20 protein-coding genes are annotated in these 25,182 nt (G+C 62.7%); 4 read left to right on the forward strand and 16 right to left on the reverse strand.

The window, feature by feature from the left end; all coding sequences use genetic code 11:
• Nucleotides 1-219: 219 nt before the first annotated feature.
• The 4 genes from ACWCIA_RS08675 to argJ form a co-directional block, all read right to left on the reverse strand.
• On the reverse strand, nt 220-1,521 hold the full coding sequence (locus tag ACWCIA_RS08675) for a D-amino acid dehydrogenase (RefSeq protein WP_454162388.1): 1,302 nt from the start codon (nt 1,519-1,521) through the stop codon (nt 220-222).
• Between the two features lie 32 nt (nt 1,522-1,553).
• Complete coding sequence (locus ACWCIA_RS08680; RefSeq protein WP_454162390.1) at nt 1,554-1,964, reverse strand: NUDIX domain-containing protein; 411 nt, start codon at nt 1,962-1,964, stop codon at nt 1,554-1,556.
• A 228-nt stretch (nt 1,965-2,192) separates the two neighbouring features.
• Entirely contained in the window at nt 2,193-3,083 is an 891-nt protein-coding gene (locus ACWCIA_RS08685) for an ATP-binding protein (protein ID WP_454162391.1), read from the reverse strand.
• 7 nt (nt 3,084-3,090) lie between these two features.
• Nucleotides 3,091-4,329 carry a bifunctional glutamate N-acetyltransferase/amino-acid acetyltransferase ArgJ gene (gene argJ, locus ACWCIA_RS08690; protein WP_454162393.1) on the reverse strand — a complete coding sequence of 413 codons (1,239 nt, stop codon included), beginning with the start codon at nt 4,327-4,329 and terminating at the stop codon, nt 3,091-3,093.
• A 197-nt stretch (nt 4,330-4,526) separates the two neighbouring features.
• Here argJ and ACWCIA_RS08695 point away from each other — a divergent pair, with 197 nt between their 5' ends.
• The 3 genes from ACWCIA_RS08695 to ACWCIA_RS08705 all read left to right on the forward strand — a co-directional run bounded on the left by ACWCIA_RS08695 (nt 4,527) and on the right by ACWCIA_RS08705 (nt 8,109).
• A complete protein-coding gene (locus tag ACWCIA_RS08695; protein ID WP_454162395.1) occupies nt 4,527-6,101 on the forward strand; it encodes a DUF945 family protein in 1,575 nt (524 codons plus the stop codon).
• Between the two features lie 225 nt (nt 6,102-6,326).
• Complete coding sequence (locus tag ACWCIA_RS08700) at nt 6,327-7,073, forward strand: hypothetical protein (RefSeq protein WP_454162396.1); 747 nt, start codon at nt 6,327-6,329, stop codon at nt 7,071-7,073.
• Between the two features lie 13 nt (nt 7,074-7,086).
• Entirely contained in the window at nt 7,087-8,109 is a 1,023-nt protein-coding gene (locus ACWCIA_RS08705) for a peptidoglycan recognition protein family protein (protein WP_454162398.1), read from the forward strand.
• A gap of 172 nt (nt 8,110-8,281) precedes the next feature.
• Here ACWCIA_RS08705 and secA read toward each other — a convergent pair whose 3' ends face one another.
• A complete protein-coding gene (secA, locus tag ACWCIA_RS08710; protein ID WP_454162400.1) occupies nt 8,282-11,062 on the reverse strand; it encodes a preprotein translocase subunit SecA in 2,781 nt (926 codons plus the stop codon).
• Between the two features lie 265 nt (nt 11,063-11,327).
• Between secA and ACWCIA_RS08715 the strand changes: the two genes are divergently transcribed.
• Nucleotides 11,328-11,798, forward strand: coding sequence for a DciA family protein (locus tag ACWCIA_RS08715; RefSeq protein ID WP_454162401.1), 471 nt, complete (start codon nt 11,328-11,330; stop codon nt 11,796-11,798).
• Nucleotides 11,799-11,924: 126 nt separating this feature from the next.
• Here the strand turns inward: ACWCIA_RS08715 and lpxC are convergent, their stop codons facing one another.
• The 11 genes from lpxC to ACWCIA_RS08770 all read right to left on the reverse strand — a co-directional run bounded on the left by lpxC (nt 11,925) and on the right by ACWCIA_RS08770 (nt 25,182).
• Nucleotides 11,925-12,860, reverse strand: a complete 936-nt coding sequence (gene lpxC / locus ACWCIA_RS08720) for a UDP-3-O-acyl-N-acetylglucosamine deacetylase (protein WP_454162403.1) — start codon at nt 12,858-12,860, stop codon at nt 11,925-11,927.
• A 165-nt stretch (nt 12,861-13,025) separates the two neighbouring features.
• Nucleotides 13,026-14,114: a caspase family protein gene (locus ACWCIA_RS08725; protein ID WP_454162405.1), complete on the reverse strand. Its 1,089-nt coding sequence runs from the start codon at nt 14,112-14,114 to the stop codon at nt 13,026-13,028.
• 4 nt (nt 14,115-14,118) lie between these two features.
• Entirely contained in the window at nt 14,119-16,590 is a 2,472-nt protein-coding gene (locus ACWCIA_RS08730) for a GAP1-N1 domain-containing protein (protein WP_454162406.1), read from the reverse strand.
• A 5-nt stretch (nt 16,591-16,595) separates the two neighbouring features.
• On the reverse strand, nt 16,596-17,432 hold the full coding sequence (locus ACWCIA_RS08735) for a TRAFAC clade GTPase domain-containing protein (protein ID WP_454162408.1): 837 nt from the start codon (nt 17,430-17,432) through the stop codon (nt 16,596-16,598).
• Nucleotides 17,425-18,210 carry a TRAFAC clade GTPase domain-containing protein gene (locus tag ACWCIA_RS08740; RefSeq protein WP_454162410.1) on the reverse strand — a complete coding sequence of 262 codons (786 nt, stop codon included), beginning with the start codon at nt 18,208-18,210 and terminating at the stop codon, nt 17,425-17,427. Before ACWCIA_RS08740 ends, ACWCIA_RS08735 begins: the two co-directional genes overlap by 8 nt.
• A gap of 176 nt (nt 18,211-18,386) precedes the next feature.
• On the reverse strand, nt 18,387-19,676 hold the full coding sequence (locus ACWCIA_RS08745) for a GTPase-associated system all-helical protein GASH (protein WP_454162412.1): 1,290 nt from the start codon (nt 19,674-19,676) through the stop codon (nt 18,387-18,389).
• A gap of 380 nt (nt 19,677-20,056) precedes the next feature.
• The gene (locus tag ACWCIA_RS08750) at nt 20,057-20,899 is read right to left on the reverse strand and encodes a DMT family transporter (protein WP_454162480.1); all 843 of its coding nucleotides are present in this window, start codon (nt 20,897-20,899) and stop codon (nt 20,057-20,059) included.
• Nucleotides 20,900-21,005: 106 nt separating this feature from the next.
• On the reverse strand, nt 21,006-21,509 hold the full coding sequence (locus ACWCIA_RS08755; RefSeq protein ID WP_454162413.1) for a redoxin family protein: 504 nt from the start codon (nt 21,507-21,509) through the stop codon (nt 21,006-21,008).
• A 253-nt stretch (nt 21,510-21,762) separates the two neighbouring features.
• The gene (gene ftsZ, locus ACWCIA_RS08760; RefSeq protein WP_454162415.1) at nt 21,763-22,956 is read right to left on the reverse strand and encodes a cell division protein FtsZ; all 1,194 of its coding nucleotides are present in this window, start codon (nt 22,954-22,956) and stop codon (nt 21,763-21,765) included.
• 159 nt (nt 22,957-23,115) lie between these two features.
• Nucleotides 23,116-24,348, reverse strand: a complete 1,233-nt coding sequence (gene ftsA / locus ACWCIA_RS08765; RefSeq protein ID WP_454162417.1) for a cell division protein FtsA — start codon at nt 24,346-24,348, stop codon at nt 23,116-23,118.
• A 12-nt stretch (nt 24,349-24,360) separates the two neighbouring features.
• Nucleotides 24,361-25,182, reverse strand: a complete 822-nt coding sequence (locus tag ACWCIA_RS08770) for a cell division protein FtsQ/DivIB (protein ID WP_454162419.1) — start codon at nt 25,180-25,182, stop codon at nt 24,361-24,363.

A 25,182-nucleotide genomic window follows, 5' to 3' on the forward strand; every position in this document is an offset into this window, starting at 1 on the left:
ACCAAAGCTCCGCGCGGCCGCTCCATTGATCGACCGACGTACCGCGTGGGCTCGAGAGCCCACCCTACAAAGGCTGCGCAAGTGGCAAGCGACCGTTCCGAAATGAACCGCGTAGGGTGGACGGGTCTCCCGTCCACGCGTTCAAGCGGCAGATGATCGTTCGCGGAATATCAGACACACGCCGAACGCGTGGACGGCGGAGCCGTCCACCCTACGGGATCAGGCCGTGACCGTAATCCCGCCCGGCACCAGCACCGGCTTGTTGACGGCGCCGTAGCGGTCCATGAACAGCCCTTCCAGGCCGATCTCCGGCTGGCGGCCCGAGACCATGTCGGCCAGCACGCGGCCCGAGCCGCAGGCCATGGTCCAGCCCAGGGTGCCGTGGCCGGTGTTCAGGAACAGGTTGCGGTAAGGGGTCGGGCCGACCACCGGGGTGCCGTCCGGCGTCATCGGGCGCAGGCCGCACCAGAATTCCGCCTTCGTCACGTCGCCGCCCTGCGGGAACAGGTCGGTCACCGAGTGCTCCAGCGTGTCGCGGCGCGCCTTGTGCAGGGTCAGGTTGTAACCCGCGAGTTCGGCCGTGCCGCCGACGCGGATGCGGTCGCCGAGGCGCGTGATCGCCACCTTGAAGGTCTCGTCCATGACGGTCGATTCCGGCGCGCCGGAGGCGTCCGTGATCGGCACCGTGATCGAATAGCCTTTGACCGGGTAGACCGGGATCTTGATGCCGATCTGCTTCAGGACGAAGGGCGAGTAGCTGCCCAGCGCCAGCACGAAGGAATCGGCCTTCAACTCGCCCTGCGAGGTCACCACGCCGACCACCTTGTCGCCTTCGACGGAGAGACGCTTGATCTCGACGCCGTGGCGGAACTTCACGCCCAGCGCCTTGGCCATCTCGGCCAGCTTCTGGGTGAACTTGAAGCAGTCGCCGGTCTCGTCGTTCGGCAGCAGCAGGCCGCCGACGAACTTGCCGCGCACTTTCGCGAGGGCCGGTTCGTAGGCTTCGCAGCCGGCCGGATCCAGGACCTTGTACGGCACGCCATACTGCTGGAGCACGGCGATGTCGGTCGCGGCGCCGTCGAGCTGCTTCTGGGTGCGGAACAGCTGCAGGGTACCCTGGCTGCGCTCGTCGTAGCTGATGCCGGTGTCGGCACGCAGCTGGACCAGCACGTCGCGGCTGTACTCGGCCAGGCGCACCATGCGGCCCTTGTTGATGGCATAGCTCTTGTGGTTGCAGTTGGCCAGCATCTGCAGCATCCAGCGCCACTGGGCCGGATCGAGTTGCGGACGCACGACCAGCGGGCTGTGCTGCATCATCAGCCACTTGACGGCTTTCGCCGGCACGCCGGGACCGGCCCAGGGCGATGCATAGCCGGGCGAGATTTCGCCGGCGTTGCCATAACTCGTTTCCATGCCGGCGGCCGGCTGGCGGTCGATGACCGTGACGTCGTGCCCGGCCTGGGCCAGGTAATACGCCGTGGTGGTGCCGATGACACCACTACCCAAGACGATGATTTTCACAGGGATCCTTCAACAGATTGATTGACTGCTTTTTACCTTGCAAAGCGCAGCTGATCGAGCCACTCGAGCAAGGGGATGGTAGCGGGCAGCAGCGGGGTAACGCCGACTGTCCCTTGCCACGCAAATGCCTGGCCTTCCAGGCTCTGCGGTTCGCCGCGCCAGTCGCGGCTGATATAAAAATGGAGCCGCACATGGGCGTGCTCGTAGACGTGTTCGACGCAGCACCATTGGCTGGCGCTGTCGATGTGCACGCCCAGTTCCTCGACGAATTCGCGCTGCAGGGCTTCGAAAATGGTTTCGCCCGGATCGACTTTACCGCCCGGGAATTCCCAGTAGCCCGCATAGGGCTTGCCCTCGGGGCGCTGGCCGAGCAGCACGTCGCCGTTCGGGCGCATCAAGATGCCGACCGCCACATCGATCGGCCGGGCCTTCGCTTCCTGCATGGCTGAATCGTCCGGAAAATCCGATATTGTACGCCAGGCTGATGCGCAAGGCATGCCTGCTGTTGTGCCGGGCGATACAAAAATGAGAGGGGGGATAACCGCCGGATATGGCGCGATATGTGGGGTTCGTAGGGTGGGCACAAGTGCCCACGCGGCTTGGCACGGTCGTGATGTCGAAACATCATTTCGATACGCACCCACCGTACCGCGTGGGCACAAGTGCCCACCCTACAAGGGCGAGTCGTCCGGGCCAGGCAGCTTGCCCGCATAATCCTTCGCAAACTGCCAGGCGACGCGGCCAGAACGCGAGCCGCGTCCCAAGGCCCATTGCAGGGCTTCCCCACGCGCCGCCTCGATCTGCTCCGGCGTGCAGCCGAAGCTCGCCAGCCAGTGCGCGACGATATCCAGGTAATCGTCCTGCCGGAACGGATAGAACGACAGCCACAAACCAAAGCGCTCCGACAGCGAAATCTTTTCTTCCACCGCCTCGCCCGGATGCAGCTCGCCGTCGTCGCCGTGTTTGAAACCCGCATTGTCGGACATCTTTTCCGGCATCAGGTGGCGCCGGTTCGAGGTCGCGTAGATCAGGACGTTGTCCGAAGGCGTGGCGATGCTGCCGTCGAGCGCCACCTTGAGCGCCTTGTAGCCGGCCTCCCCTTCCTCGAACGACAGGTCGTCGCAAAAGATGACGAAGCGCTCCGGGCGGCCGGCGACCAGGTCGACGATGTCCGGCAGGTCGGCAAGGTCGGCCTTGTCGACTTCGATCAGGCGCAGCCCCTGGTCGGCAAAGCCGTTCAGGCAGGCCTTGATGAGGGAAGACTTGCCGGTGCCGCGCGCGCCCGTCAGCAGCACGTTGTTGGCCGGGCGCCGCGCCACGAACTGGCGCGTGTTCTGCTCGATCGCCCGCTGCTGCGGACCGATGTGCTGCAAGTCCTCGAAACGGATCGACGCCGCATGCAGCACCGGCTGCAGCCAGCCCCCGCCCGACGCGCGGCGGCGCCAGCGGAAGGCCGTGGCGCGCTTCCAGTCCGGCTCGCGCGGAGCCGCAGGCGGCAGCACCGCCTCCACCCGCGCCAGCAAACTCTCCGCGCGCTGCAGGAACTGTTCGAGCGAGGTCATGCCGGCATCAGGACCGGTAATCGGCGTTGATGCTGACGTAGTCGTGCGACAGGTCGCAGGTCCAGACCGTTGCCGTCGCGTCGCCGCGGCCCAGGGTCACGCGCACCAGGATCTCGGCCTGCTTCATGACGCGCTGGCCGTCCGCTTCCTGGTAGTTCGGATTGCGGCCGCCCGCCTGCGCCACCAGCACGTCGTCCAGGTACAGGTCGAGCTTCGTCACATCCAGGTCGTCCACGCCGGCATAGCCGACGGCGGCCAGGATGCGGCCCAGGTTCGGGTCGGATGCGAAGAAGGCGGTCTTGACCAGCGGCGAGTGGGCGATCGCGTAGGCGATCTTGCGGCACTCTTCCAGCGAACGGCCCTGCTCCACCGTGATGGTGATGAACTTGGTGGCGCCCTCGCCGTCGCGGATGATCTGCTGCGCCAGGTTGCGCGAGATGTCGGTCACCGCGTCGCGCAGCGCCTCGTAGTCCGCGCCGCTCGCTTCGTTCACGACCAGGCTGCCGGCGCCGGTGGCGATCAGCATGAAGGAATCGTTGGTCGAGGTGTCGCCGTCGATGGTGATGCTGTTGAAGGAGCGGTCGGCCGCGTACTTCACCAGTTCGTCCAGCACCGGCTGCGCCACTTTCGCGTCAAACGCCAGGTAGCCCAGCATGGTCGCCATGTTCGGCTTGATCATGCCGGCGCCCTTGCTGATGCCGGTCATGGTGACGGTATGGCCGCCGATCGTGACCGTACGCGAAGCCGCCTTCGGCTGGGTGTCGGTGGTCATGATGGCTTCGGCCGCGTTGAACCAGTTGTCCGCGGTCAGGTTGTCGACCGCCTCCGGCAGGCCGGCGACGATCTTCTGGATGGGCAGCTGCTCGAGGATCACGCCGGTCGAGAACGGCAGCACCTGGCCTGGCTCGCAGCCGAGCAGGCGCGCCACTTCGGCGCAGGTGGCCTGGGCGTTCGCCAGGCCCGTTTCGCCGGTGCCCGCGTTGGCGTTGCCGGTATTGACCACCAGCGCGCGGATCGGCGCGGCGCCGTTCGTCACGGCCGCCAGGTTGGCTTTGCTCACTTGCACAGGCGCGGCGCAGAAGCGGTTCAGGGTGAACACGCCGGCGACGGTGGCGCCGTCGGCCACGCGCATCACCAGCAAATCCTTGCGGTTGGGCTTCTTGATGCCGGCTTGGGCAAAACCGATCTCGATACCGGCGACCGGCTTCAGGTCGGCGGCGACGGGCAGGGGGGAATTCACGGCCATGGTGGTCTTCTTTGGAAAGATTGTCGAATTCGATATTGTACTGCGCGGGCGGCGCGGCTGGCGCAGCATGCCCCCGGCAAGCAGGCGGCGGCACAGGAGGACTTTTCTGCAACATCCGTTTAAGCACCATGGATAGCAAGATGACTTTCAGTAATGCATCATTGATAATTGGAAACTTGCTAACCATGAGGCCCTTTGTGAAACCTGCCCTGATGCGCCGCGTCCTTGCGGCAACCCTTTTCATCTCTCCTTTCGTTCACGCCGCCGAGCAGGCGCCGAAGCCCGCGGCCAAGGCGCCGCCGGTGATGGTGCAAGCCTTTACCGCCGCCGCCCACGAGCTGCAGAACGCCATGGAGGACGGCGCCGACCTCCACAAGACTTTCGACAAGCTGGTGAATTTCCAGCATTCGCCGGACGTCGCGAAGCTGCTGGCCGAGGGCTTCGGCAACGAGCGCCCATGGACCATGGAAAAGCGCGGCGTCGAAAACGGCAAGGCCGCCTACCGCTGGCAGCTCAATGCCCTGCACCAGACCACGCCGGCGGGCAGCACGCTGCAGTGGAGCGAATTCCCGATCGACTTCTGGCTCCACAAGTCGGGCAAGAGCGCGGATTACCGCGCGGCCTGGCCCCTGCTGACCTTCGAGGACAAGGACGCGCGCCTGACCATGCGCGACGCCACGCTCGCCGGCACCCAGCGCCGCGGCGCCGGCAACATCTGGTTCGGCAGCATGCAGGGCGGCGTCGCCAGCTTCGAGATCGCAGGCAAGACCAATCCCATCACGGTGGCGCTGCGCGACATGTACTTCGCCGCCAACATCCTGGAGCGCCCGCGCACGGTCGAGATGACGCAAGCCTTCGGCATCAAGACCATGGAATTCGCCGGCGAACGGGTCGACGACTTCAAGATGAACGTGCGTATCGTGAACATCGAGAAGGCGGCGCTGGTGGCCCTGCGCGCCGCCGAAAAGAAGATGAGCGCCAAGCAAGTGGCCACCAGCGACGACTTCGCTGCGGTGATGCCCCTGCTGAAGTCCATGGTGCGCGGCGCGGCCAGGCACAAGACCGCCCTGCTGGTCGACGAGATGAGCCTTGCCTTCCACGGCCACAAGGCCCTCCTCAGCGGCCGCGTCGGCATCGACGGCTCGGCAGCCGCCGGCTCGGCCGACATGGCCCTGCTGGCCAAGCGCGTCAACGCCCGCTTCGACATCAAGGTGCCGGTGGCCCTGATGCGCGAAATCGCACTGGCCGTCGCACGCCAGCAAGCGGCCAAGGCCCCGCAGGCCCAGGCGCAGGACCCGGTGAAGGTCGCCCAGGGCATCGGCGATGCGATCATCGGCAAGCTGCTCGCCAACGGCTACGCGCGCCTGGAGAACGACGTGCTGCTCTCGACCGTCGAGTTCCGCAACGGCGTGCTGCGCGTGAACGGCAAGAAGATCGACCTGCCGAAACCGGCCAAGGGCCCGGCGCCTGCCGCGGCGGCGAACTTCATGCAGGCGCGCCGCATCACCGACTCCTGCACCCTGCCCGACTATCCGCGTGAAGTCGTCGAGCAGAACGCAGCGCTCGAGCTGACGCTGCAATTCGTGGTCGACCCGGCCGGCCAGCTGCGCGACCTGCAACTGGCCCAGGGGAGCGGCCATGCGGAATATGACGCGGCGGTGCTGGCCGCGTTTGGCGGCTGCCGCTTCATCCCCGCGCTGAAGGACGGCAAGCCAGTCGAGCACGCGCTCACCCACACCGTGTCGCGCGAACCGGGCAGCGTCCGTCCGTAATGGTCTCCCACCGGCGCCGCGCCCGCGGCGCCGGTTTTTCTCCCGCCCCTCCCCTCCCTGCCGTCCCGGTGCTTGCCTGAAACACCATCCTGCCGCGATTGTCAACTGCCGAGCAGACAGTGTCACAAATACATCACTGCAATTGTGCGCTGAAGAAACATACCTATACTCGACCGGGCCTGTGGTCTCGCCGCGGGCTTCACAAATACAATTTAGGAGACGGAAATGACATTCACCAAGAAGGCGCGGCTGCTCGCCGTGCTGTGCGCCGCACTGGGTACCGGCCTCGCAGCCGCGCCCGCCGCGTTCGCCGACGGCCAGCCGCGCCAGCTGACCGCGTCCGCCAAGCTCTACAAGCAATACTTCCAGGAAGCCTCGAAGGAATTCGACGTGCCCGTCGAGCTGCTGGAATCGATCGCCTATGCCGAGACCCGCTGGATCTCGCACGTGCCGAAAGGGCAGCTCAAGAAGAACGGCGAGCCGCAGATCGAGATCGAACCCGACCTGCACCACGGCATGCCGCCCAGCTACGGCATCATGGGCCTGCGCAACGACACCTATTTCGGCACCTCGCTGACGCAGGGCGCCGCCCTGATCCGCGTGTCGCCCGCCGTCGTCATCACCGACGTACGCAGCAACATCCGCGCCGCCGCCGCCCTGCTCGCCCAGTACGGCGCCCGTAAAACCCGGGCCTTCCCGCTGGAGGACTGGGAAGGCGCGGTGGCGCGCTATTCCGGCATCCCGCAGCCGGAGATCGCCCAGATCTACACCTATGAAATCCTGACCGCGATCCGCCAGGGCCGCGAAGACAGCGGCTACAAGATCGGCCAGCGCCACGTGGAGATGGAAAAAGTCTACGGCAAGGACAAGCTGAAAAAGCTGTCCGCGCGCCGCATCACCGTGGAGACCGGCGTGCCCGATCCGAAGATCTCGGCGCCCGACTTCGTCGACACCCCGGCCAAGAACAAATAACGGAGACCGACCCATGAAAAAGAACACGAAAGGCCTGCTCGCGAGCCTGGCCCTGGCCTCCCTCGGCCTGCACGTCCTCCCCGCCGCCGCCTCGACCGACTATCCGCCGGCGATCTGGAACCCGGCCGCCAGCTGCAACTACTCGGCGCGCACGGCATCGGTCAGCCACGTCACCGTCCACACCACGCAAGGCTCGTATGCGGGCTCGATCTCCTGGTTCCAGAACTGCAGCGCCGGCGTCAGCGCCCACTACGTGATCCGCTCCTCGGACGGCCAGGTCACGCAGATGGTGCGCGAGGCCGACAAGGCCTGGCACGTCGGCAATTCGAACGGCTACACGATCGGCATCGAGCACGAAGGCTACATCAACGCCCCGGCGACCTGGTACACGAGCGCGATGTACAACGCCTCGGCCGCGCTGACGCGCGACATCCTCGCCTCGCGCGGACTGGCGCAGAAGGTCTACGACGGCAGCAGCGGCTGGAACGCGGTGCCGTCCGACTCGCTCTACAACGTCAAGGGCCACGTCAACTTCGCCAGCCAGAGCCACACCGACCCGGGTTCGGGCTGGGACTGGCCGCGCTATAAAACCCTGGTCGCCGGTGGTACCAGCGGCGGCGGCGGCAGCGACGCCACCCTCACCTGGCCGCTGGTCCAGTACGGCAACACGGGCGAACGCGTGCGCACCATCCAGTACCTGTTGCAGCAGTGGGGCTACACGCTCACCGTCAACGGCAGCTTCGACACCGCCACCCAGAACGCCGTGAAGAACTTCCAGTCCTCGCGCGGCCTGGGCGCCGACGGCATCGTCGGCAACGCCACCTGGCCGGCCCTGACCATCGTCACCCAGCAGGGCGACTCGGGCGCCAAGGTACGCGCCGTGCAAAGCCAGCTGAACGAAAGCGGCTACGGGCTGACCGTGGACGGCATCTTCGGTTCGGGCACCAACAGCGCGGTGCGCAGCTTCCAGTCGTCGAAAGGGCTGGGGGTGGATGGGATCGTTGGCGACAATACCTGGAGCAAGATGGCCTGGTAATGGCAAAAGGCCCGGCAACATGCATGCCGGGCCGGTTGTAGGGTGGGCGCCCCGTGCCCACGCGGTATGGACGCCAACATGACGCACGCGTTCGCGTGGGCACGGGGCGCCCACCCTACGCAAAAACAAAAAAGGCGTCCCGCGGGACGCCTTTCTCTTTACAGCAGCAGGCTTACGCCAGCTTGCCGTGACACTGCTTGAACTTCTTCCCGCTGCCGCAAGGGCATGGGTCGTTGCGGCCGACTTTGACGCCCATGTAGGTGCTGTGGTCTTCCGCCGCGACTGGGGTGGCGGTCGGGGTGGCGACCGGGGCCAGCAGTTCCTCGGGCGCGGCCGACGGGTTGAATTCCGAGTGCTGGAAGTTCAGGTTTTCCAGGTGCGTCGCCTGGGCCGCCATGGCGGCTTCGGCTGCTTCGACTTCTTCGCGCGACTGGATGCGCACCGTCATGACCGTGCGGATCACTTCGTTCTTGATCTGGTCCAGCATGCTGCCGAACAGCTCGAAGGCCTCGCGCTTGTATTCCTGCTTCGGGTTCTTCTGCGCATAGCCGCGCAGGTGGATGCCCTGGCGCAGGTGGTCGAGCGCCGCGAGGTGTTCGCGCCAGTGGGTGTCGACGCTTTGCAGCATGACGTTGCGCTCGAAGCCGCCGAAGGATTCCTTGCCGACGATGGCGATCTTGGAAGCATACGAGGCTTCGGCCGCGGCCAGCACCTTTTCCAGGATGTCGTCGTCGTTCAGGTTCGGCTCGTCGACCAGCATTTGCTCGAGCGGCACGTCCAGCGCCCATTCGGCGCTGAGAACCGACTGCAGCGACTTCACGTCCCACTGCTCTTCGACCGACTCGGCCGGCACGTAGGTGCGCACCACGTCGGTGAAGGTACCGGTACGCAGCGAGGCGATCAGTTCCGAGATGTCGGCCGCTTCCAGCAGTTCGTTACGCTGGCTGTAGATCACCTTGCGCTGGTCGTTGGCGACGTCGTCGTATTCCAGCAGCTGCTTGCGGATGTCGAAGTTGCGGGCCTCGACCTTGCGCTGGGCGGTCTCGATCGAACGGCTGACGATGCCCGCCTCGATCGGCTCGCCTTCCGGCATTTTCAGGCGTTCCATGATGGCGCGCACGCGGTCGCCGGCGAAGATGCGCAGCAGCGTGTCGTCCAGGCACAGGTAGAAGCGCGAGGAGCCCGGATCGCCCTGGCGGCCCGAACGGCCGCGCAGCTGGTTGTCGACGCGGCGCGACTCGTGGCGCTCGGTGCCGACGATGTGCAGGCCGCCGGCCGCGACCACGTGGTCGTGCAGCGATTGCCATTCGTCGCGCAGCTGCTGCGACTGGGCCGCTTTTTCCGCTTCCGACAGCTCGTTGTTGGCTTCGATGATCTGGATCTGCTTCTCGACATTGCCGCCGAGGACGATGTCGGTACCGCGGCCGGCCATGTTGGTGGCGATGGTGATCATCTTCGGACGGCCTGCCTGAGCGATGATTTCCGCTTCACGGGCGTGCTGCTTCGCGTTCAGGACGTTGTGCGGCAGGTCGGCGCCCTTCAGAATGCCCGAGAGCAGTTCCGAATTCTCGATCGAGGTCGTGCCGACCAGCACGGGCTGGCCGCGCTCGTAGCAATCCTTGATGTCGATGAGCATCGCGTTGTACTTTTCCTGCGACGACTTGTACACCTGGTCCTGGCGGTCCTTGCGCTGGGAAGGACGGTTCGGCGGGATCACCACGGTCTCGAGGCCGTAGATTTCCTGGAACTCGTAGGCTTCCGTGTCGGCGGTACCGGTCATGCCGGACAGCTTGGTGTACATGCGGAAGTAGTTCTGGAAGGTGATCGAGGCCAGGGTCTGGTTCTCGTTCTGGATGCGCACGCCTTCCTTCGCTTCCACGGCCTGGTGCAGGCCGTCCGACCAGCGGCGGCCCGTCATCAGGCGGCCGGTGAATTCGTCGACGATCACGACTTCGTTGTTCTGCACCACGTAGTGCTGGTCCTTGTGGTACAGCACGTGGGCGCGCAGCGCCGCATACAGGTGGTGGATCAGCGTGATGTTGGCGGCGTCGTAGAGCGAGGCGCCTTCCGGCAGCAGGCCCATCTTGGTCAGGATGGCTTCGGCGTTCTCGTGACCGGCTTCGGTCAGGAGCACGGTGTGCGCCTTTTCGTCCTTGATGTAGTCGCCCGGGACTTCGATGACGCCCTTGCCGTCCGGGGTTTCCTCGCCGATCTGCTGGGTCAGCTGCGGCGGCACCTCGTTCATGCGGTGATACAGGTCGGTGTGGTTCTCGGCCTGGCCAGAAATAATTAACGGGGTCCGCGCTTCGTCGATCAGGATCGAGTCGACTTCGTCGACCACGGCGAAGTTCAGGCCGCGCTGCACGCGCTCGCGCGCTTCGTAGACCATGTTGTCGCGCAGGTAGTCGAAGCCGAACTCGTTGTTCGTGCCGTAGGTGATGTCCGAGCCGTAGGCGGTCTGCTTGGTGTCGTGGTCCATCTGCGACAGGTTCACGCCCGTGGTGAGACCCAGCCAGCCGTACAGGCGGCCCATCGAGTCGGCGTCGCGTTGTGCCAGGTAATCGTTGACCGTGATGACGTGCACGCCCTTGCCGGCCAGTGCGTTCAGGTAAACCGGCAGGGTTGCCATCAGGGTCTTGCCCTCGCCCGTGCCCATCTCGGCGATCTTGCCCTGGTGCAGGACCATGCCGCCGATCATCTGGACGTCGAAGTGGCGCATTTTGAGGACGCGCTTGGCGGCTTCGCGGCAGACGGCGAAGGCTTCCGGCAGGATGTCGTCGAGGGTCTCGCCCTTCTCGAGGCGCGCCTTGAATTCAGGGGTTTTCGCCTGGAGGTCGGCGTCGGACAACGACTCCATCTGCGGCTCGAGCGCGTTGATCTGACGCACGGTTTTTTGATATTGCTTGAGCAGCCGCTGGTTGCGGCTACCGAAAATCTGGGTCAGTAATGACATGCTAAGTTTCTTAAAAAGACGCCGCAAAAAGAGCCCGGATGATATCAAACGAGATACCGATCTAAGACCGACGGAGGCAAAAAGCGACTGATTTTATCATGCGATGCGGCCACACTTGGGGGTTACACGCCCGATAACAAGTGTGTGCACGAAAGAATGTTATCAAATTGCATCGCTGCTACGGGAACGATACGCCGTTGGCATGGCCTGGCGCCTGCTTGTGGTATCGTGTGCGCCTGTAGCAATCCCCTTTCCCGACTCCCCCATGCACATCTACGGCACCCGCAACCGCCCCACCTCGTTCGAAGCGACGAGCTTCCTGCGCTCGAACGAACGCATGGCGAGCCTGTTGCCGACCGCGCTGCGCATGGCCGACCTGCAGCGCGACGTCGGCCTGGCCCTGCCCGCGGTGGCGGGCAATTGCGACGTGCTGTCCTTCCAGGATGGCGTGCTGGTACTGGCGGTGCCCAGTTCGGCGGTCGCGGCGCGCCTGAAGCAGCAACTGCCGAAACTGCAGGGCACCCTGCTCGCGCGCGGCTGGCAGGTGACCTCGACGCGCCTGAAGGTGCAGGTGACGCGCGCGATGCCGGACCGGCCCGAGCCGCGGGTGCTGGAATTGCCGGCCACGGCGGTCGACGCCTTCGAGGAGCTGGGAGAGAGTTTGCCGGAGACGCCGCAGAATGCGGCGCTGGTGGCGGCGATCAAGCGGCTGGCGGCCAAACGGCGCGGCGGTTGACGTAGGGTGGACGGGTCTCCCGTCCACGCGTTCAACCGGCAAAAGCTCAACCGCGCAGGCATTCCAAACGTGATTTGAACGCGTGGACGGGGAACCCGTCCACCCTACGGAACGACAACACCGCGATCAGGTCTGCGCCCACTCCTGCTGCATCTGCTTCACATACGACGCCGGCGCACTCTTCAACTCATCGAACGACACGATCTCGTACGCATCCGGCCGCGCCAGCAGGGCGCGCAGCAGGTCGTTGTTGAGCGCGTGGCCCGATTTATGGGCCTCGTAGGCGGCCAGCAGCGGGTGACCGACCAGGTACAAATCGCCGATCGCGTCGAGGATCTTGTGGCGTACGAACTCGTCGTCGTAGCGCAGGCCGTCCGCGTTCAGGATGCGGTACTCGTCCATCACGATCGCGTTTTCCAGCGAGCCGCCGCGCGCGAGACCCATGCCGCGTAGGCTTTCCACATCCTGCATAAAGCCGAAGGTGCGCGCGCGCGCCACGTCGTGCACATAGGACACCTGGGCGAAATCGACCGAAGCGTTCTGCATCGTGCCGTCCACAGCCGGGTGGTTGAATTCGATGAAGAAGTCGAGCTTGAAGCCGTCGTGCGGTTTCAACTTCGCCCACTTCTCGCTGTTGCCCGTGCCCTGGCGCACTTCGACTTCCTTCAGCACGCGAATGAATTTCTTCGGCGCCGGCTGGTCCTGCACGCCCGCCTGCTGCAGCAGGAACACGAAGGAGGAAGCCGAGCCGTCCATGATCGGGATTTCTTCGGCCGTGACTTCGATGTACAGGTTGTCGATGCCGAGGCCCGCGCAGGCCGACATCAGGTGTTCGACGGTGGAGACGCGCGCATCGTTCTTGATCAGGACCGAGGCCATGCGGGTGTCGCCCACGACTTCGGCGCTCGACGGGAATTCGACGACGGGGTCGAGGTCGACGCGGCGGAACACGATGCCGGTATCCGGCGCGGCCGGGCGCAGCGTGAGTTCGACCTTGCGGCCCGAGTGCAGCCCGACGCCGGTCGTGCGCACCAGTTCTTTGATGGTTCGTTGTTTGAGCATGGGCCGATTATATATGCGCCGCAAAATCGCTGCCGGGCCCGGTCCTTGCAGCACTGCAACAAAGAGAAGGTCCTACTACTCCTCATAGTCGACGACTAGCTTGCTGAGAAAAACGCTCCAAGCGTCAATTCGCGATTACGCAGTCTTGCGTCGCATTATTGCCGTTTATGTGATGCGAAGGAAGCGCTTGAGGTCGGGGTTGGCCCCAAACTCACTTGATGCTTCTAGCAGCAAGCTGTGCGTACTGATGTTGGCGCCACCACCTCCTTGAGCCAATAGGCGAAGAGCTGCGTGCCAAGCCGCCCGCCCGGTGCTACTTATACGTAAGCTTGCGACCTCGCCGCCCGCTCGAGACCAAATTTCTTGGTCGAGTGGGCCCTGCGGATAGAGCGCGACCAGCAGGTCTTCCAGCTCACGGGGACTTGGGGGGCTTTTCATAGCAGCAACTGCTACGGCTCCTTCCTCAGACTTGAGGCGTCCGCCCTTGCGCAATGCAACAGGGAAGTTGTCTTGCGTGTGAGTCGTCAGTACGGGGTTTTGAGCACTGCGAGTAGCCGGGACCTGCTCAGCAAGATAGTGGAAAAGGTCTAAGACTCGGATGAGACCGTCGGAGCGGTCGCCTACCTCACCTTGTAGCCCTTTAAGGAGGAAGTGCGTAAAGAGGCTATTGCGATGAATCCCAAGGATTAACGAGTGTTCGTGAGCTGAACTTGCTGAAATGATGACGCGTCCCTTCCCTTGCGCAAGTGCCTCAAGCTTCGGCCCGCCGAAACCCCACTTGGTGATGTCCTGGGCGGGTCCCTTGACGCGCGCTGCAGCACCTGAATGACAGGCATCTACAAGAACAAGTAGGCGTTCTGCGGGAATCTGCTTGAGTAGCTCGGAGAGCTCTTCAGCCTCTATACCCGTCTCGCGAGGCCGAGAACTGTCGAACTCAGGAGGACATAGGTAGGTGCCGAGGTCCGGCCCTGACAGTCGCTGCGCACCATGACCGGAAAAGTAAACGATCACTGTGTCACCAGCTCGGGTGTCGGTTGCCAGCTTCTTGAGCCCGTCGACGATTGCGGAACGAGAAGCGTCAGCGTCACGCAAAATCTGCACGTTCTCCAGAGGATAACCGCAGTGCTCGGCGCTAGTCAGAAGCTTTGCTAGACCGTCGGCATCGTAGACCGGCTCTGAACCGAGATCGCTGAGTGAGTCATACTTCCCGATGCCGATGACAAGTGCTCGGCCAGATTGAAAGGTTTTACTCATCGGCTCATTCTATCGCATTGCTACCACACAGAGCTTGCAGAACGGCATTTCCGCTGAAATCTCGTAGTGCAGTGCGCAGGAGATCCGATGCGACTGGGCCGCGCCCTGCGCGCACCTGCTTGATGCAGCGATGCCACTGCGCAACGCCATTTCCTTCTGAACTCAGCTGTTCGTCCTTACCGCCGCTACGGCTCCAGATTTCGTTATGCATTGGTCCTTGCGGATAAAGTTCTGCCAGCGTTACCTCAAACATCTGCCAAACTTCATCCTCGGGAATTTGGACCGGCTTTCCAACGCGCCAGCTCAGGGTCATGCTATCCCAGATACTCATAGCAGTTAGACACTCCCTGCACATGGGCAGAAATTCATCATGCGCGCGACCATAGCTGGCGGCCCGCGCAGCGGCGGACGTCCAATAGCGGTCTCGAATCAGCTTGCCCAGAGCCGTTGCAGGCGCTGGAGAAAGGCGGTAACCAGGAGCGCGAGCCAGCGAATCGAGCAGAATAACGCACTCATAGTCACTTTGAGGGTAAAGCTGATTAATGACGTTGACGAATTGAGCGGGTGATTTTTCAGCCATAGACGCCATCAACATGTTGCCTTGCAATGCAGACCTCGCTTCGCTGCGTAGAGGTTCTTCGAGCCCGTCAACACTGACGGTTCCGTCCAACATCCCTGCAAGCCACCCCTTCGTGGTCAGCCCGAGGACAACACCAGCCAGCGCATCAGGTATTAGCTTCCAAGCATTGGCCCTGTTCGCCACATGCGCGAGGTCTGCCAGTCCTGCTCTGGCGAGCGGTCCCCAGACTCGGTCCGACCGCTCGCCGCGCTGAATGAGCGTCTGCAGCCCTTGCAATCTGTCTGCCACCGCGGCCGCTGAGTTCCGGCTCCTAGCAACTGCTTTGTCCAAAATATCGAACCACACTGGCGAAGTCCAATCGAACCGGCACAGAAGATTTGGATCGCTAATGACAGCATTCGCTGCAAGAGCTGTTACTTCCTCAATGTCCTCGCGTAATGCAATTGCAATGCGATCGTTTGGCGAAGCCATTGAGAGCGCAGACTCGGTGGCGATACGCCGAGAGCCGTTGGGAGGAGCATGCTCTAATACTGCAGAAAGAGCTCGGGATGGGGCATGCGCTGCGGCCAAAGCAATGCCGCAAAGCTGCCACGCTCCACGTTTTGCGCTTTCTCGAGCGACAGCATCAGCAACGGACGCGGGCAGTACGGCGGGAACAGTACTCGCTAAAGCTTGGAGCTGGCCTTCTGCGTCAAAAAGCGCCAGGATTGGCTTAAGGCTTTCGGGTATCTTCTCGATAGTTTCCCAAGCTAGAGCGCCTATGCCGGCACCTTTGGTATGGACAGCGGACGCATACCCAGCATGAACGTGGATGTTCCACCATTGCTGTTGCGCCGCGCCGCGGGTGGCCTCGTCAAAAAGATGGCAATCGTCGTTGGTCTTTGCAGCTTGGTTGGCGCGCTCGCTCACCCAACCCTCCACGGCCGGGGTAAAAGTGCTGGTATCGAAACGCTCCAGCTGTAGGTTGCGCAGCGAAAGAACGTCCGCCGGAGTCCACAGCCCAGAAGTGGAGGTAAGCCTGTCTAACGCAACCTTGCGGACATCGCTTGCTCGCCGCGAATCCCCTCCCTTTGCCGCCAGCAGCCGCACCAGCCTGATTGCTTCGCCGACCCCGCCAGGACTTTCCCACAGATGAAAGGCTTGCTCTAAGAGGATAAGGGAGTTCGCCGATTGCAAGTCGAAAGCAGCGGCCTCGCCGAAGTCCAGTAGTGGCCGACCTTCCGGCATGCTAAGCAGAGCTGCAACACCGGTGCTGGGTGGCTCGCTCGTTGCTGAAAGCACCTGCTCTTGCGGGAACCGAGATGCCAGCTCCTTGGGAACTGCAACTGCAACCGAGACCTTAGTATCCTCCGGCGAAAAGCTTAAGCTGAAAAGAACTTCGCGGCGTAACTGCTTGGGGACGACCTGCAGCAGGTCGAGCATGATGTCATCGAACCCGGCCTGCCCCATGTGTATGACGGGCCGTTGCTTTGCTGAGATGAGCGCACTGGCCATCTCAAGCAGGAGTGGGTGGTGCACGTTAACTGGTGCGGCAGCCGCTTGGGCGACCGGCACGAAAGACGTGCGGTCTTCTCTATCGTGCGACTCGCGCAGGTTGTCGGCTAGCTCGCGAAGGTCCGGGACAAGGGACAGCTCATTCAGCGGGATGAAGGCGGCGACTGAATCGACCATGCCTGCGCGAGTCGTTTCTCGGCTACTACGCGTGTGGACAAGCATGAAGTAGCCATCATGAATGGCAGTGCGAAAATAGGGCTGCCACTGCAGGCCGGTCGGAACAGTCCCCGGAAGATCGGTGAGCCAGGCCGCTTGGCGAAAGACGGCCTGCAAGCCCGGCTCTGTTGAGGACAGCAGGGCATGTCCCCCTTTCGGCCCATACCAAGCCTTGTGAATGCGCATTAGTTCTAGATTGCCTTTGCAAGCTGTGAAATAGGAAGAGTGAGGTCTGGCGAATGCATTCCGTCTGTAGTGACCACCCACCCCATTTGCTCTGCGCCCTTATAGATGAAGTCCCTGTTTGGAGAATCCTTCGAAAGCGCGACTCCGGTTGCTGAGAGACCGAGTACAAGCCTGCGGCGCTCGTCCCAGTTGTTGCGCACAAAGGCTGACAGCAACGGCAGATCTCTGCTCAACACTAGCTCTGGGGTCGTGCCTTCTGGCACTTGTAGTTCGTCCCAACACGACAGAACCACCGCCAGAGCCGGTTTGGCCTTACCACTACGCGCGTGAGTCGTGTACAACAGCATCTGCAGCAACTCTACGAGCCGTGCCTGTGGCGAGCGCTCGATGACACCACCCGCAGGCCGAGAAGATTGCAGGTCGCCAAGCGGCCTAGAAAAAATGTCTTCTATTAAGGGAATGCGCTTCGGCCTAACCATCAAAATCCAGCCGTCTGCGGTCTCTACACGCTCCTGCCAGGAGGCAGGAATGCGTCGCTCCTCAAGGAGCTGGCTGACCTGCTCGCCGGCATAGTCTGGCCAATTCAAGTCAATTGCAACATTACCATCGGTCAGGACCGGCAAGAGGGTCTCGGTATAAGTGCCAGCGGCCGTATGCGCACCAGGAATTCCCCCGCTGAGCGACTGAAGCACATCATCGAAAGCTGCCAAGTCAGGGGCGGCGCCACGCATGCGCAGGGAACCTGTCTCGGCGTTCAAGCGCCCTATGAGCTGGGCACCGTAATGGCTTTTGCCGACGTTGGACTCACCGAAAACGGCAATCTGCAGAGTCTCCTCAGGCATGGACGCCCCCGACCTGACGCAGCAGTTCTTGTTCAGGCTCCTGCTCTGCCAGCTTGAGAAAGGGCGTCTCCGGTACTGACAGGGCCCAATCCAAAAGTTCAATAAGCCCCTGACCTCTGTTGTGCGCCTCCTGACCTGGAGCAGAATGCATGCTGACGCTGAAGGCGCGATAGCTGCCAAGGGTTAGGTCTGCGGCTTGAATTACTGCCTGCCGCATCTGGTCGTCGACCTTCACGTCACACTTGGTCCAGACGAGGGCAACCGGTCGGCCGCGCCGCTCAGCGCCAACTCGTCGAAGCAGTGCGACAAGATTCGTCCTGGCGGCACCCATACGAGGGCCGGCGAGCGCATCTGAGTCCGCCACAACAATGAGTACATCCGACGCTTCTGAAAGCCAAAGAGCACCAGTGGCTTCCTCGGCGTCCCGCCGCACTGACCACCGGCTGAACCACTCACCAGGCGCATCGGCGAAAAGAATGTCCTTCCTAACTTCGTGCACCTGCAGATCCAAATGCAGCAAGCCCGGATGGCGACCTGTTCCGCTCGAAGTATGCGGCGGGAATGCAGGGCCGCGCATAGCGTTCCAGCGCAGACTACCTGCAATATTCTCCCAGCCCTCCAGCGTTAAGGACCCGGCGAACGACGTGCCATCAGGGCTGATATCGCGTCCAAGGAGCAAGTACCAAGCACCTAGCAGTGAAGTTTTACCGCTCTCAGCAGCACCAAACAGGCCTATTAGCCTCGTTCGTGTCTTACCCGCCAAGAACCCGATGTCCATTGCGCCCAGGGCGTTGCCGGTCCAAGGCAGCCTCGCCCCTTCTACCGATCCCGTTGTGCCAGGTGTTTCGGCTTCAGCCTTTTGCTGCCAATGTTTGCAAAGATGCGGCGAGGCCTCTCCAACAAGGCATCCGACCTCGTCAGGAGCGATGCAGGCAGCTTGTGAGCAACGACCACTCACGCTTGTTCCTTGAGCTGCTCGACCTCGTCCGGTGAATACAAGGCGCGGATTGCCTTGACCTCTCGCAACAGCCAAATCGCCCAGTCGCCGAGCGCCTTCTTGGGCTTCAAGTCAAGGCCAAGTCGGGGTAGTTCAACTTTACCGATCGCACACGAGTCCGCCAGTGCCTGAACCAATAGACCTCGTCCCCCTAAAGTAGTTCGCTGTTCTTGCAGCCACTTACTGTCTGCAACTCGTGCAGATTGCCTCTGCGCATCCAACAAATCGCTCATCGCGATTTCCGCCTCGCCCTCCGCACCGGCGGCAGCGAGAACCGCTTCGAACAGCAGTGACTCGACGGCCGGCGGGTACACCTCTGGCAGAAGGTCCGCCAAGTCGTATGCCATGTGAAGTGCAACGAGCGGAGCCTCTAGCTTGCGGTAAGGCGCAGCAGCACTCTCGGAGTACAGAGCTTGACGCCACCAAAGAAGGCGGCTCGAAGTATTTAGCTGATTGCTGCGTGCCTGTTCAGAGCGTAGAAAGTCGTTTAATTTGATTACTATGGATTCGCCCAGCGCTTTCAGCGCTTGTGCGCTTCCCTTTAATGCAGTATTGGCTGCCTTGTCGTGGACATCCGCCAAAATTGGCGCCATTCGGTCCGCAAACTCATACGACCAATGTTGCGGTTGGTTGGGCCAATACGGGTTGGGGTTGTCAAGAGATACTCCCGGCTTGTTCGTACTATTTCCCGCCGCGGCGGCAACCTGGGGGAACCATGCGTCCGCTGCCGTATTTTTCACGGCCGTAAGGGCTGGCAACTTTAAGGATGCGACAGGTGCGGGCTCGGGTTGCGTCGGCCAAAGCGCTGAGAGCCGTTCGGATGTGATGCTCTGAGCCCGTTCCAAAATCTTCGATACAATGCGCTGTTCCTGGCCTACGTTAAGGTGGGGCAAAACGTTAGCTCCTACTAGGCTGACGGCAACGGCCAAGGTGCCTTGCTGCTCCATTGCTCGCATGACTGCTTCAAGAACAATGGCACGGTACAAGGTGAGCGGCTCGTCTTGGAATGCTCCTCGGAAAGTAGGCCAGTGTTTCTGCAGTAGCTCGCCAATAGCGACCAGCGTCGTGTCCGGCCCAGCGGTGGGATCCCAAGCTGCGAGCAGCGGTGCCATGGCAACTTTTGGCTCTGCGGCGTAACGCTGCGCCAATTCGTGGCAAGCATCACTCAATTTTTCAAGGCGAGAGTCATCTGCACCAATGTTTAACAGTCGCAGGTTCAGAAATTCCTGCAGCACGCTTGTTTTCATTTTTGTCCCCACATAAGAATCACCAGTGCATTTTTCATATCATACTGGCAATTTGTTTCCTCTCACAAGCTGCAATATTACTTCCTACCCCGCTGTCTTGCCAAAGTTACATGTACGGCTCGCTGCTGGGAACGCACAAAGTCACTGGATATGATTTCAGCGTCACCGGGCCCAGCGCATTGGGCATGATAGCGCTCAATCTTTAGGTTCTTCTAATAAACAGGAATTGACCGTTCAGTTTGAACGGTCATTCAGTCACGGGGACGATGACTACTCTTGACCCGGAAGCAGAACTTCGTTCAACAAGCGGACGATCATACCGGCTCAGTGTACGAGGTCATTGCTTCTTACGACAGGTAGAAGATTTGGTCAGGGAGCTCTCACGGATGCTCGGCTTCGGCGTGGGTCTTCTCGTGACGGATCAAATAAATGCCGCTGCCGATGATGATCGCCGCACCGACCAGGGTGTACCCGTCGGGCAGGGTCTGCCACAGCATCCAGTCGATCGCCACGCCCCAGGCCAGGGCCGAATATTCGAAGGGCGCGACCACCGAGGCTTCGCCGTGGCTGAACGCTTCCGTGATCGCCAGCTGGCCGAAAAAGCCGCTCACGGCCAGGCCCAGCAGCAGCGGGATGTGGACCGCCTCCACCCGCACCCAGCCTGGTGCCGCCAGCACGGTGGCGCCGATCGCCATCATCAGCATCAGCCAGAACATGATCTGCTCGCTGCTGTCGCTGCGCGCCAGCACCCGCGCGCCGATCGCGGAGATCGCGTAGCACACGGCCGAACCGAGGATGGCCAGCCCACCGAGGGTCAGGAAGCCGCCCCCTTCCGGGCGCAGCACGACCAGCACCCCGGCCAGTCCAATGGCAATGGCTATCCAGCGCGCCAGGTTCACCTTTTCCTTCAATACGAAGACCGACAGGGCCGTGATCAGGGCCGGCGCGATGAAGAAGATCGAATAGGCTTCGGCCAGCGAGAGCTTTTTCAGGCCATAGGCGAACAGCGCCAGCATCGCGATCCCGACCACCGCGCGCAGGATCTGCAGCGACCAGCGCACCCGCAGCATCGTGCGGAAGCCGCCGCGCCAGGCAACGTAGGCGCAGACCAGCGGCAGCGAGGACAGCGAGCGCAGGGCCGCCACCTGCATCGCCGGATAATGCGCGGCGAGCAGCTTCATGGCCGTGTCCATCAGCGAGAACATGAAGACGGCAATCAGCATCGCGTAGATGCTGCGCAGGTTGCCGGAGAGTGTGCTGACTGGGTTGCTCATGTGCGTACAGACGAAAAACGGCGCCGCAGCGCCGTTGGAATACAAGTGGCCGGGATCAGCCGAGTTGGGCGAGCATCGTCTCGGCGTTCGAGACTTCGAAGCCGTTCTGCTCCACGTTCAGCTGGGTCACGACGCCGTCCTCGACCAGCATCGAGTAGCGCTGCGAGCGGGTGCCCATGCCGTGCTTCGAGAAGTCGGCGTCCAGGCCCAGGGCCTTGGTGAAGGCGGCATTACCGTCGGCCATCATGCGCACGATGCCGGTCGACTTCTGGTCGCGGCCCCAGGCGCCCATGACGAAGGCGTCGTTCACCGAGATGCACCAGATTTCGTCGACGCCCTTGGCCTTTAATGCGTCGGCGTGCTGCACGTAACCCGGCACGTGCTTGGCCGAGCAGGTCGGCGTAAAGGCGCCCGGCAGGCCGAAGACCGCGATCTTCTTGCCTTTCGCGAGGTCGGCCACCTGGAACACGTTCGGGCCGAGCGTGCAGCCTTCGGTTTCGGTCTCGATGAATTCGGCCAGGGTGCCTTCCGGCAGGCGGTCGCCAATCTTGATGGTCATGCAGAACTCCTCAGTGTTATCTTGGAAAGCTTGCAAGTATGCCTGATGTAGCCGGGGTCTGCACAGCGCGCCTCCGTAGGGTGGACGGCTCTGCCGTCCACGCGTTCAACGCACGCCTGACATACCGCGAACTTTCACCCGGCTGTTGAACGCGTGGACGGGGAACCCGTCCACCCTACGGCGCGTCAACGCATAAAAAAACCGGGACCGGAGCGTTTGCTCCGATCCCGGTTTCATCTACACCGCATGAGGCTTAGTCGGCCTGCTTGCGCAGGAAAGCCGGAATGTCGTAGGTCTCGACGCCATTGTTCTGCATCGCGCGCACCTGCTCCGAGGCCTGCTCGCGGCGCCACACGGCCGGCTGCTTCATGCCGTCGCCGGCGCCGCCGACGCTGGCCGAACCCATGGTCATGCCGCCGGTCATCGGGGTGCCCATCATCGGTGCGTTGTAGGTACCGGTGCGCATCACCTGCTGCGGCTGCACCAGCTGCATCTTCTTGGCCTTGCCCAGGCCGGTGGCGACCACGGTCACGCGGATCTCGTCGCCCATGGCGTCGTCGTAGGCGATGCCCTGTGCGATCGAGGCGTCCGGTGCGGCGAAGGCGCGCACGGCGGCCATGACTTCCTTGATCTCCTTGCCCTTCAGGCCACGCGATGCGGTCACGTTGACCAGCACGCCCTTGGCGCCCGACAGGTCGATACCGTCGAGCAGCGGCGAAGCGACGGCCTGCTCGGCGGCGATGCGCGCGCGGTCCACGCCCGAGGCGGTGGCGGTGCCCATCATGGCCTTGCCCTGCTCGCTCATGATCGTCTTCACGTCGTTGAAGTCGACGTTGATGTGGCCAGGCACGTTGATGATCTCGGCGATACCGGCGACGGCGTTGTTCAGGACGTCGTCGGCGTGCTTCATCCAGTCGATCATCGATTCGTCTTCGTAGATCTCTTCCAGCTTTTCGTTGAGGATGATGATCAGGGAGTCGACATGCTTGGTCAGTTCGTCCAGGCCCGCTTCGGCGATGTCCATGCACTTCTGGCCTTCGTACGAGAACGGCTTGGAGACCACGGCGACGGTCAGGGCGCCCATGGTCTTGGCGACTTCGGCCACGATCGGTGCGGCGCCGGTGCCGGTGCCGCCGCCCATGCCCGCGGCGATGAAGACCATGTGCGCGCCGCGCAGCGAGTCTTCGATGCGCGAGCGGGTCTGCTCGGCCAGCTGGCGGCCGACTTCAGGACGCATGCCGGCGCCGAGGCCCGATTCGCCGATCTGGATGATGTTGTTCGCGCTCGACGCAGCCAGCGCCTGGGCATCGGTGTTGGCGGCGATAAATTCGACGCCCGACACACCCTTGTTGATCATGTGCTGCACCGCGTTGCCGCCTGCACCACCCACGCCGACGACCTTGATCACCGTTCCCAGTGCTGCGTTATCGACCATATCGAACTCCATGATGTCACTCCTAATCTGAAAGTGCCGTACCCAAGCACAAAACCTCATAAGCCTATCAGGCCTAGCGCATGGATACTGCTTAGTATTAAAAAAATTTTATGATGTGTACCGAAACAAATACGTTTGTTAGCTACTTCTGCTTACCGTTCTATCTACAGCTTAGAAATTCCCCAAGAACCATTCCTTCATGCGCTGCCACACCGCCTTTACCGAGCCATCCTGCCTGGTCACGATATGGCCCCGCAAATACTGTTTTTTCGCTTCCATCAACAGGCCGAGCACCGTCGCATAGCGTGGGCTGCGCACGACGTCGGCCAGCTGGCCGCGATAATCCGGCGTTCCCAACCTCGTCGGTTTCAGGAACATGTCTTCCGCCATTTCGATCATGCCGGGCATCATCGAAGTGCCGCCGGTGAGGACGATGCCCGACGAGAGCACGCCCTCGTAGCCCGACTCGCGCACGACCTGGTGCACCATCGCGAACAGTTCCTCGACGCGCGGCTCGATGACGGCGGCCAGCGCCTGGCGCGAGAGCGCGCGCGGGCCGCGGTCGCCCAGGCCCGGCACTTCCAGGGTCTCGCCCGGATCGGCCAGCACCTGCTTGGCCACGCCGTAGCGCAGCTTGATTTCCTCGGCTTCGCCGGTCGGCGTGCGCAGCGCCATCGCGATGTCGCTGGTGATCTGGTCGCCGGCGATCGGGATCACGGCCGTGTGGCGGATCGCACCGTCGCTGAACACCGCGATGTCGGTGGTGCCGCCGCCGATGTCGATGATGACGACGCCGAGTTCCTTCTCGTCGTTGGTCAGCACGGCGTCGGCCGAGGCCATCGGCTGCAGGATCAGGTCGGACACTTCCAGGCCGCAGCGGCGCACGCACTTGACGATGTTCTGCACCGCCGACACGGCGCCGGTGACGATGTGCACGCGCACTTCCAGGCGGATGCCGCTCATGCCGATCGGCTCGCGCACGTCTTCCTGGTTGTCGACGATGAACTCCTGCGGCACCGTATGCAGCAGCTGCTGGTCGGTCGGGATGTTGACCGCCTTGGCCGTCTCGATCACGCGCGCGACGTCGGTGCCGGTGACTTCCTTGTCCTTGATCGCCACCATCCCGCTCGAGTTGAACGAGCGGATATGGCTGCCGGCGATCCCGGCATACACGTTGCGGATCTTGCAGTCGGCCATCAGCTCGGCCTCCTCGAGCGCGCGCTGGATCGATTCGACGGTGGCCTCGATGTTGACCACGACGCCCTTCTTCAATCCCCTCGACTCGTGCTGACCGAGGCCGATCACCTCGTGGCGTCCGTCGGACATCACTTCGGCCACGACCGCCACCACCTTCGAGGTGCCGATGTCGAGGCCGACGATCAGGTTTTTCGCGTCTTTTGTCATTGCTCGCCTGCTTTAGATGTTCTTTGTTGTCTTGTTAGTAGGAGTTTTCTTTTTCGCCGCGGCCTTCACAGGCTTGGTGGCATCCGCCGGCACCGTCAGGGCCGCGGAAGACAGCGCCAGCCCGTTCGGGTAGCGCATGTCGATCGTATCGATGCGGCCTTCCTGCAGCCGGGCGACCAGCTGCGGGTAGACCGCGACCAGGCGCTGCACGCGCGCCCTGATCGTGTTCTTGTTCGGCTCGCGCCCCAGCTCCACGCTCATGCCGTTGTCCAGCTTGACCGTCCACGCGTAGCGCGAGGACAGCGACAGCTGTTGCGGCACCAGCTTGACCGGCGCGAACCAGGCGCGCAGTTCGGCAAAGCGCGCCAGCACTTCCTTTTCGCTGCCGGCAGGACCGGCGAAGGCAGGCAGCTCGTGGTCGTCGTCGGCCTCGGCCAGGTTGGCGGTGAAGACGTCGCCCTTCACCGACAGCAGGCGCCCTTCGCCCCAGGTGCCGAGCGGCTCGTGCTCTTCGACTTCCACGATCAGGCGGTCCGGCCATTCGCGGCGCACCGTTGCGCGGCGCACCCAGGGCACGGCTTCGAAGGTGCTGCGCACCGTGTCCAGGTCCGTCGTGAAGAAATTCCCGCGCAGTTTCCCAAGCACGCTGTTCCTCACCGTCAGTTCGTTCACGTGCTTGAGCTGCATGCCGTACAGGCTCTCGACACGCACTTCGCGCAGCGTGAACATCGGCCGCTGCGACAGCCACCACACCCCCGACGCAATAGCGGCGAGCAGCGTCGCCGCCAGCAGGGTGCTGGCGGTGGCGTTGAGGGCGCGTACGTCATGCCACAT

It is taken from the genome of Massilia sp. SYSU DXS3249, from assembly GCF_053668055.1.

Bases quoted from the DNA above. Each gene is read 5' to 3' on its own strand.
- ACWCIA_RS08715 (WP_454162401.1), top strand. From the start codon at position 11,328: ATGCACATCTACGGCACCCGCAACCGCCCCACCTCGTTCGAAGCGACG.
- ACWCIA_RS08750 (WP_454162480.1), bottom strand. From the start codon at position 20,899: ATGCTGATTGCCGTCTTCATGTTCTCGCTGATGGACACGGCCATGAAG.
- ACWCIA_RS08740 (WP_454162410.1), bottom strand. From the start codon at position 18,210: ATGGACATCGGGTTCTTGGCGGGTAAGACACGAACGAGGCTAATAGGC.
- ACWCIA_RS08730 (WP_454162406.1), bottom strand. From the start codon at position 16,590: ATGCGCATTCACAAGGCTTGGTATGGGCCGAAAGGGGGACATGCCCTG.
- ftsA (WP_454162417.1), bottom strand. From the start codon at position 24,348: ATGACAAAAGACGCGAAAAACCTGATCGTCGGCCTCGACATCGGCACC.
- ACWCIA_RS08755 (WP_454162413.1), bottom strand. From the start codon at position 21,509: ATGACCATCAAGATTGGCGACCGCCTGCCGGAAGGCACCCTGGCCGAA.
- ACWCIA_RS08685 (WP_454162391.1), bottom strand. From the start codon at position 3,083: ATGACCTCGCTCGAACAGTTCCTGCAGCGCGCGGAGAGTTTGCTGGCG.
- argJ (WP_454162393.1), bottom strand. From the start codon at position 4,329: ATGGCCGTGAATTCCCCCCTGCCCGTCGCCGCCGACCTGAAGCCGGTC.
- ACWCIA_RS08700 (WP_454162396.1), top strand. From the start codon at position 6,327: ATGACATTCACCAAGAAGGCGCGGCTGCTCGCCGTGCTGTGCGCCGCA.
- ACWCIA_RS08725 (WP_454162405.1), bottom strand. From the start codon at position 14,114: ATGAGTAAAACCTTTCAATCTGGCCGAGCACTTGTCATCGGCATCGGG.
- lpxC (WP_454162403.1), bottom strand. From the start codon at position 12,860: ATGCTCAAACAACGAACCATCAAAGAACTGGTGCGCACGACCGGCGTC.
- ACWCIA_RS08770 (WP_454162419.1), bottom strand. From the start codon at position 25,182: ATGTGGCATGACGTACGCGCCCTCAACGCCACCGCCAGCACCCTGCTG.
- ftsZ (WP_454162415.1), bottom strand. From the start codon at position 22,956: ATGGAGTTCGATATGGTCGATAACGCAGCACTGGGAACGGTGATCAAG.
- ACWCIA_RS08680 (WP_454162390.1), bottom strand. From the start codon at position 1,964: ATGCAGGAAGCGAAGGCCCGGCCGATCGATGTGGCGGTCGGCATCTTG.
- secA (WP_454162400.1), bottom strand. From the start codon at position 11,062: ATGTCATTACTGACCCAGATTTTCGGTAGCCGCAACCAGCGGCTGCTC.
- ACWCIA_RS08705 (WP_454162398.1), top strand. From the start codon at position 7,087: ATGAAAAAGAACACGAAAGGCCTGCTCGCGAGCCTGGCCCTGGCCTCC.
- ACWCIA_RS08745 (WP_454162412.1), bottom strand. From the start codon at position 19,676: ATGAAAACAAGCGTGCTGCAGGAATTTCTGAACCTGCGACTGTTAAAC.
- ACWCIA_RS08735 (WP_454162408.1), bottom strand. From the start codon at position 17,432: ATGCCTGAGGAGACTCTGCAGATTGCCGTTTTCGGTGAGTCCAACGTC.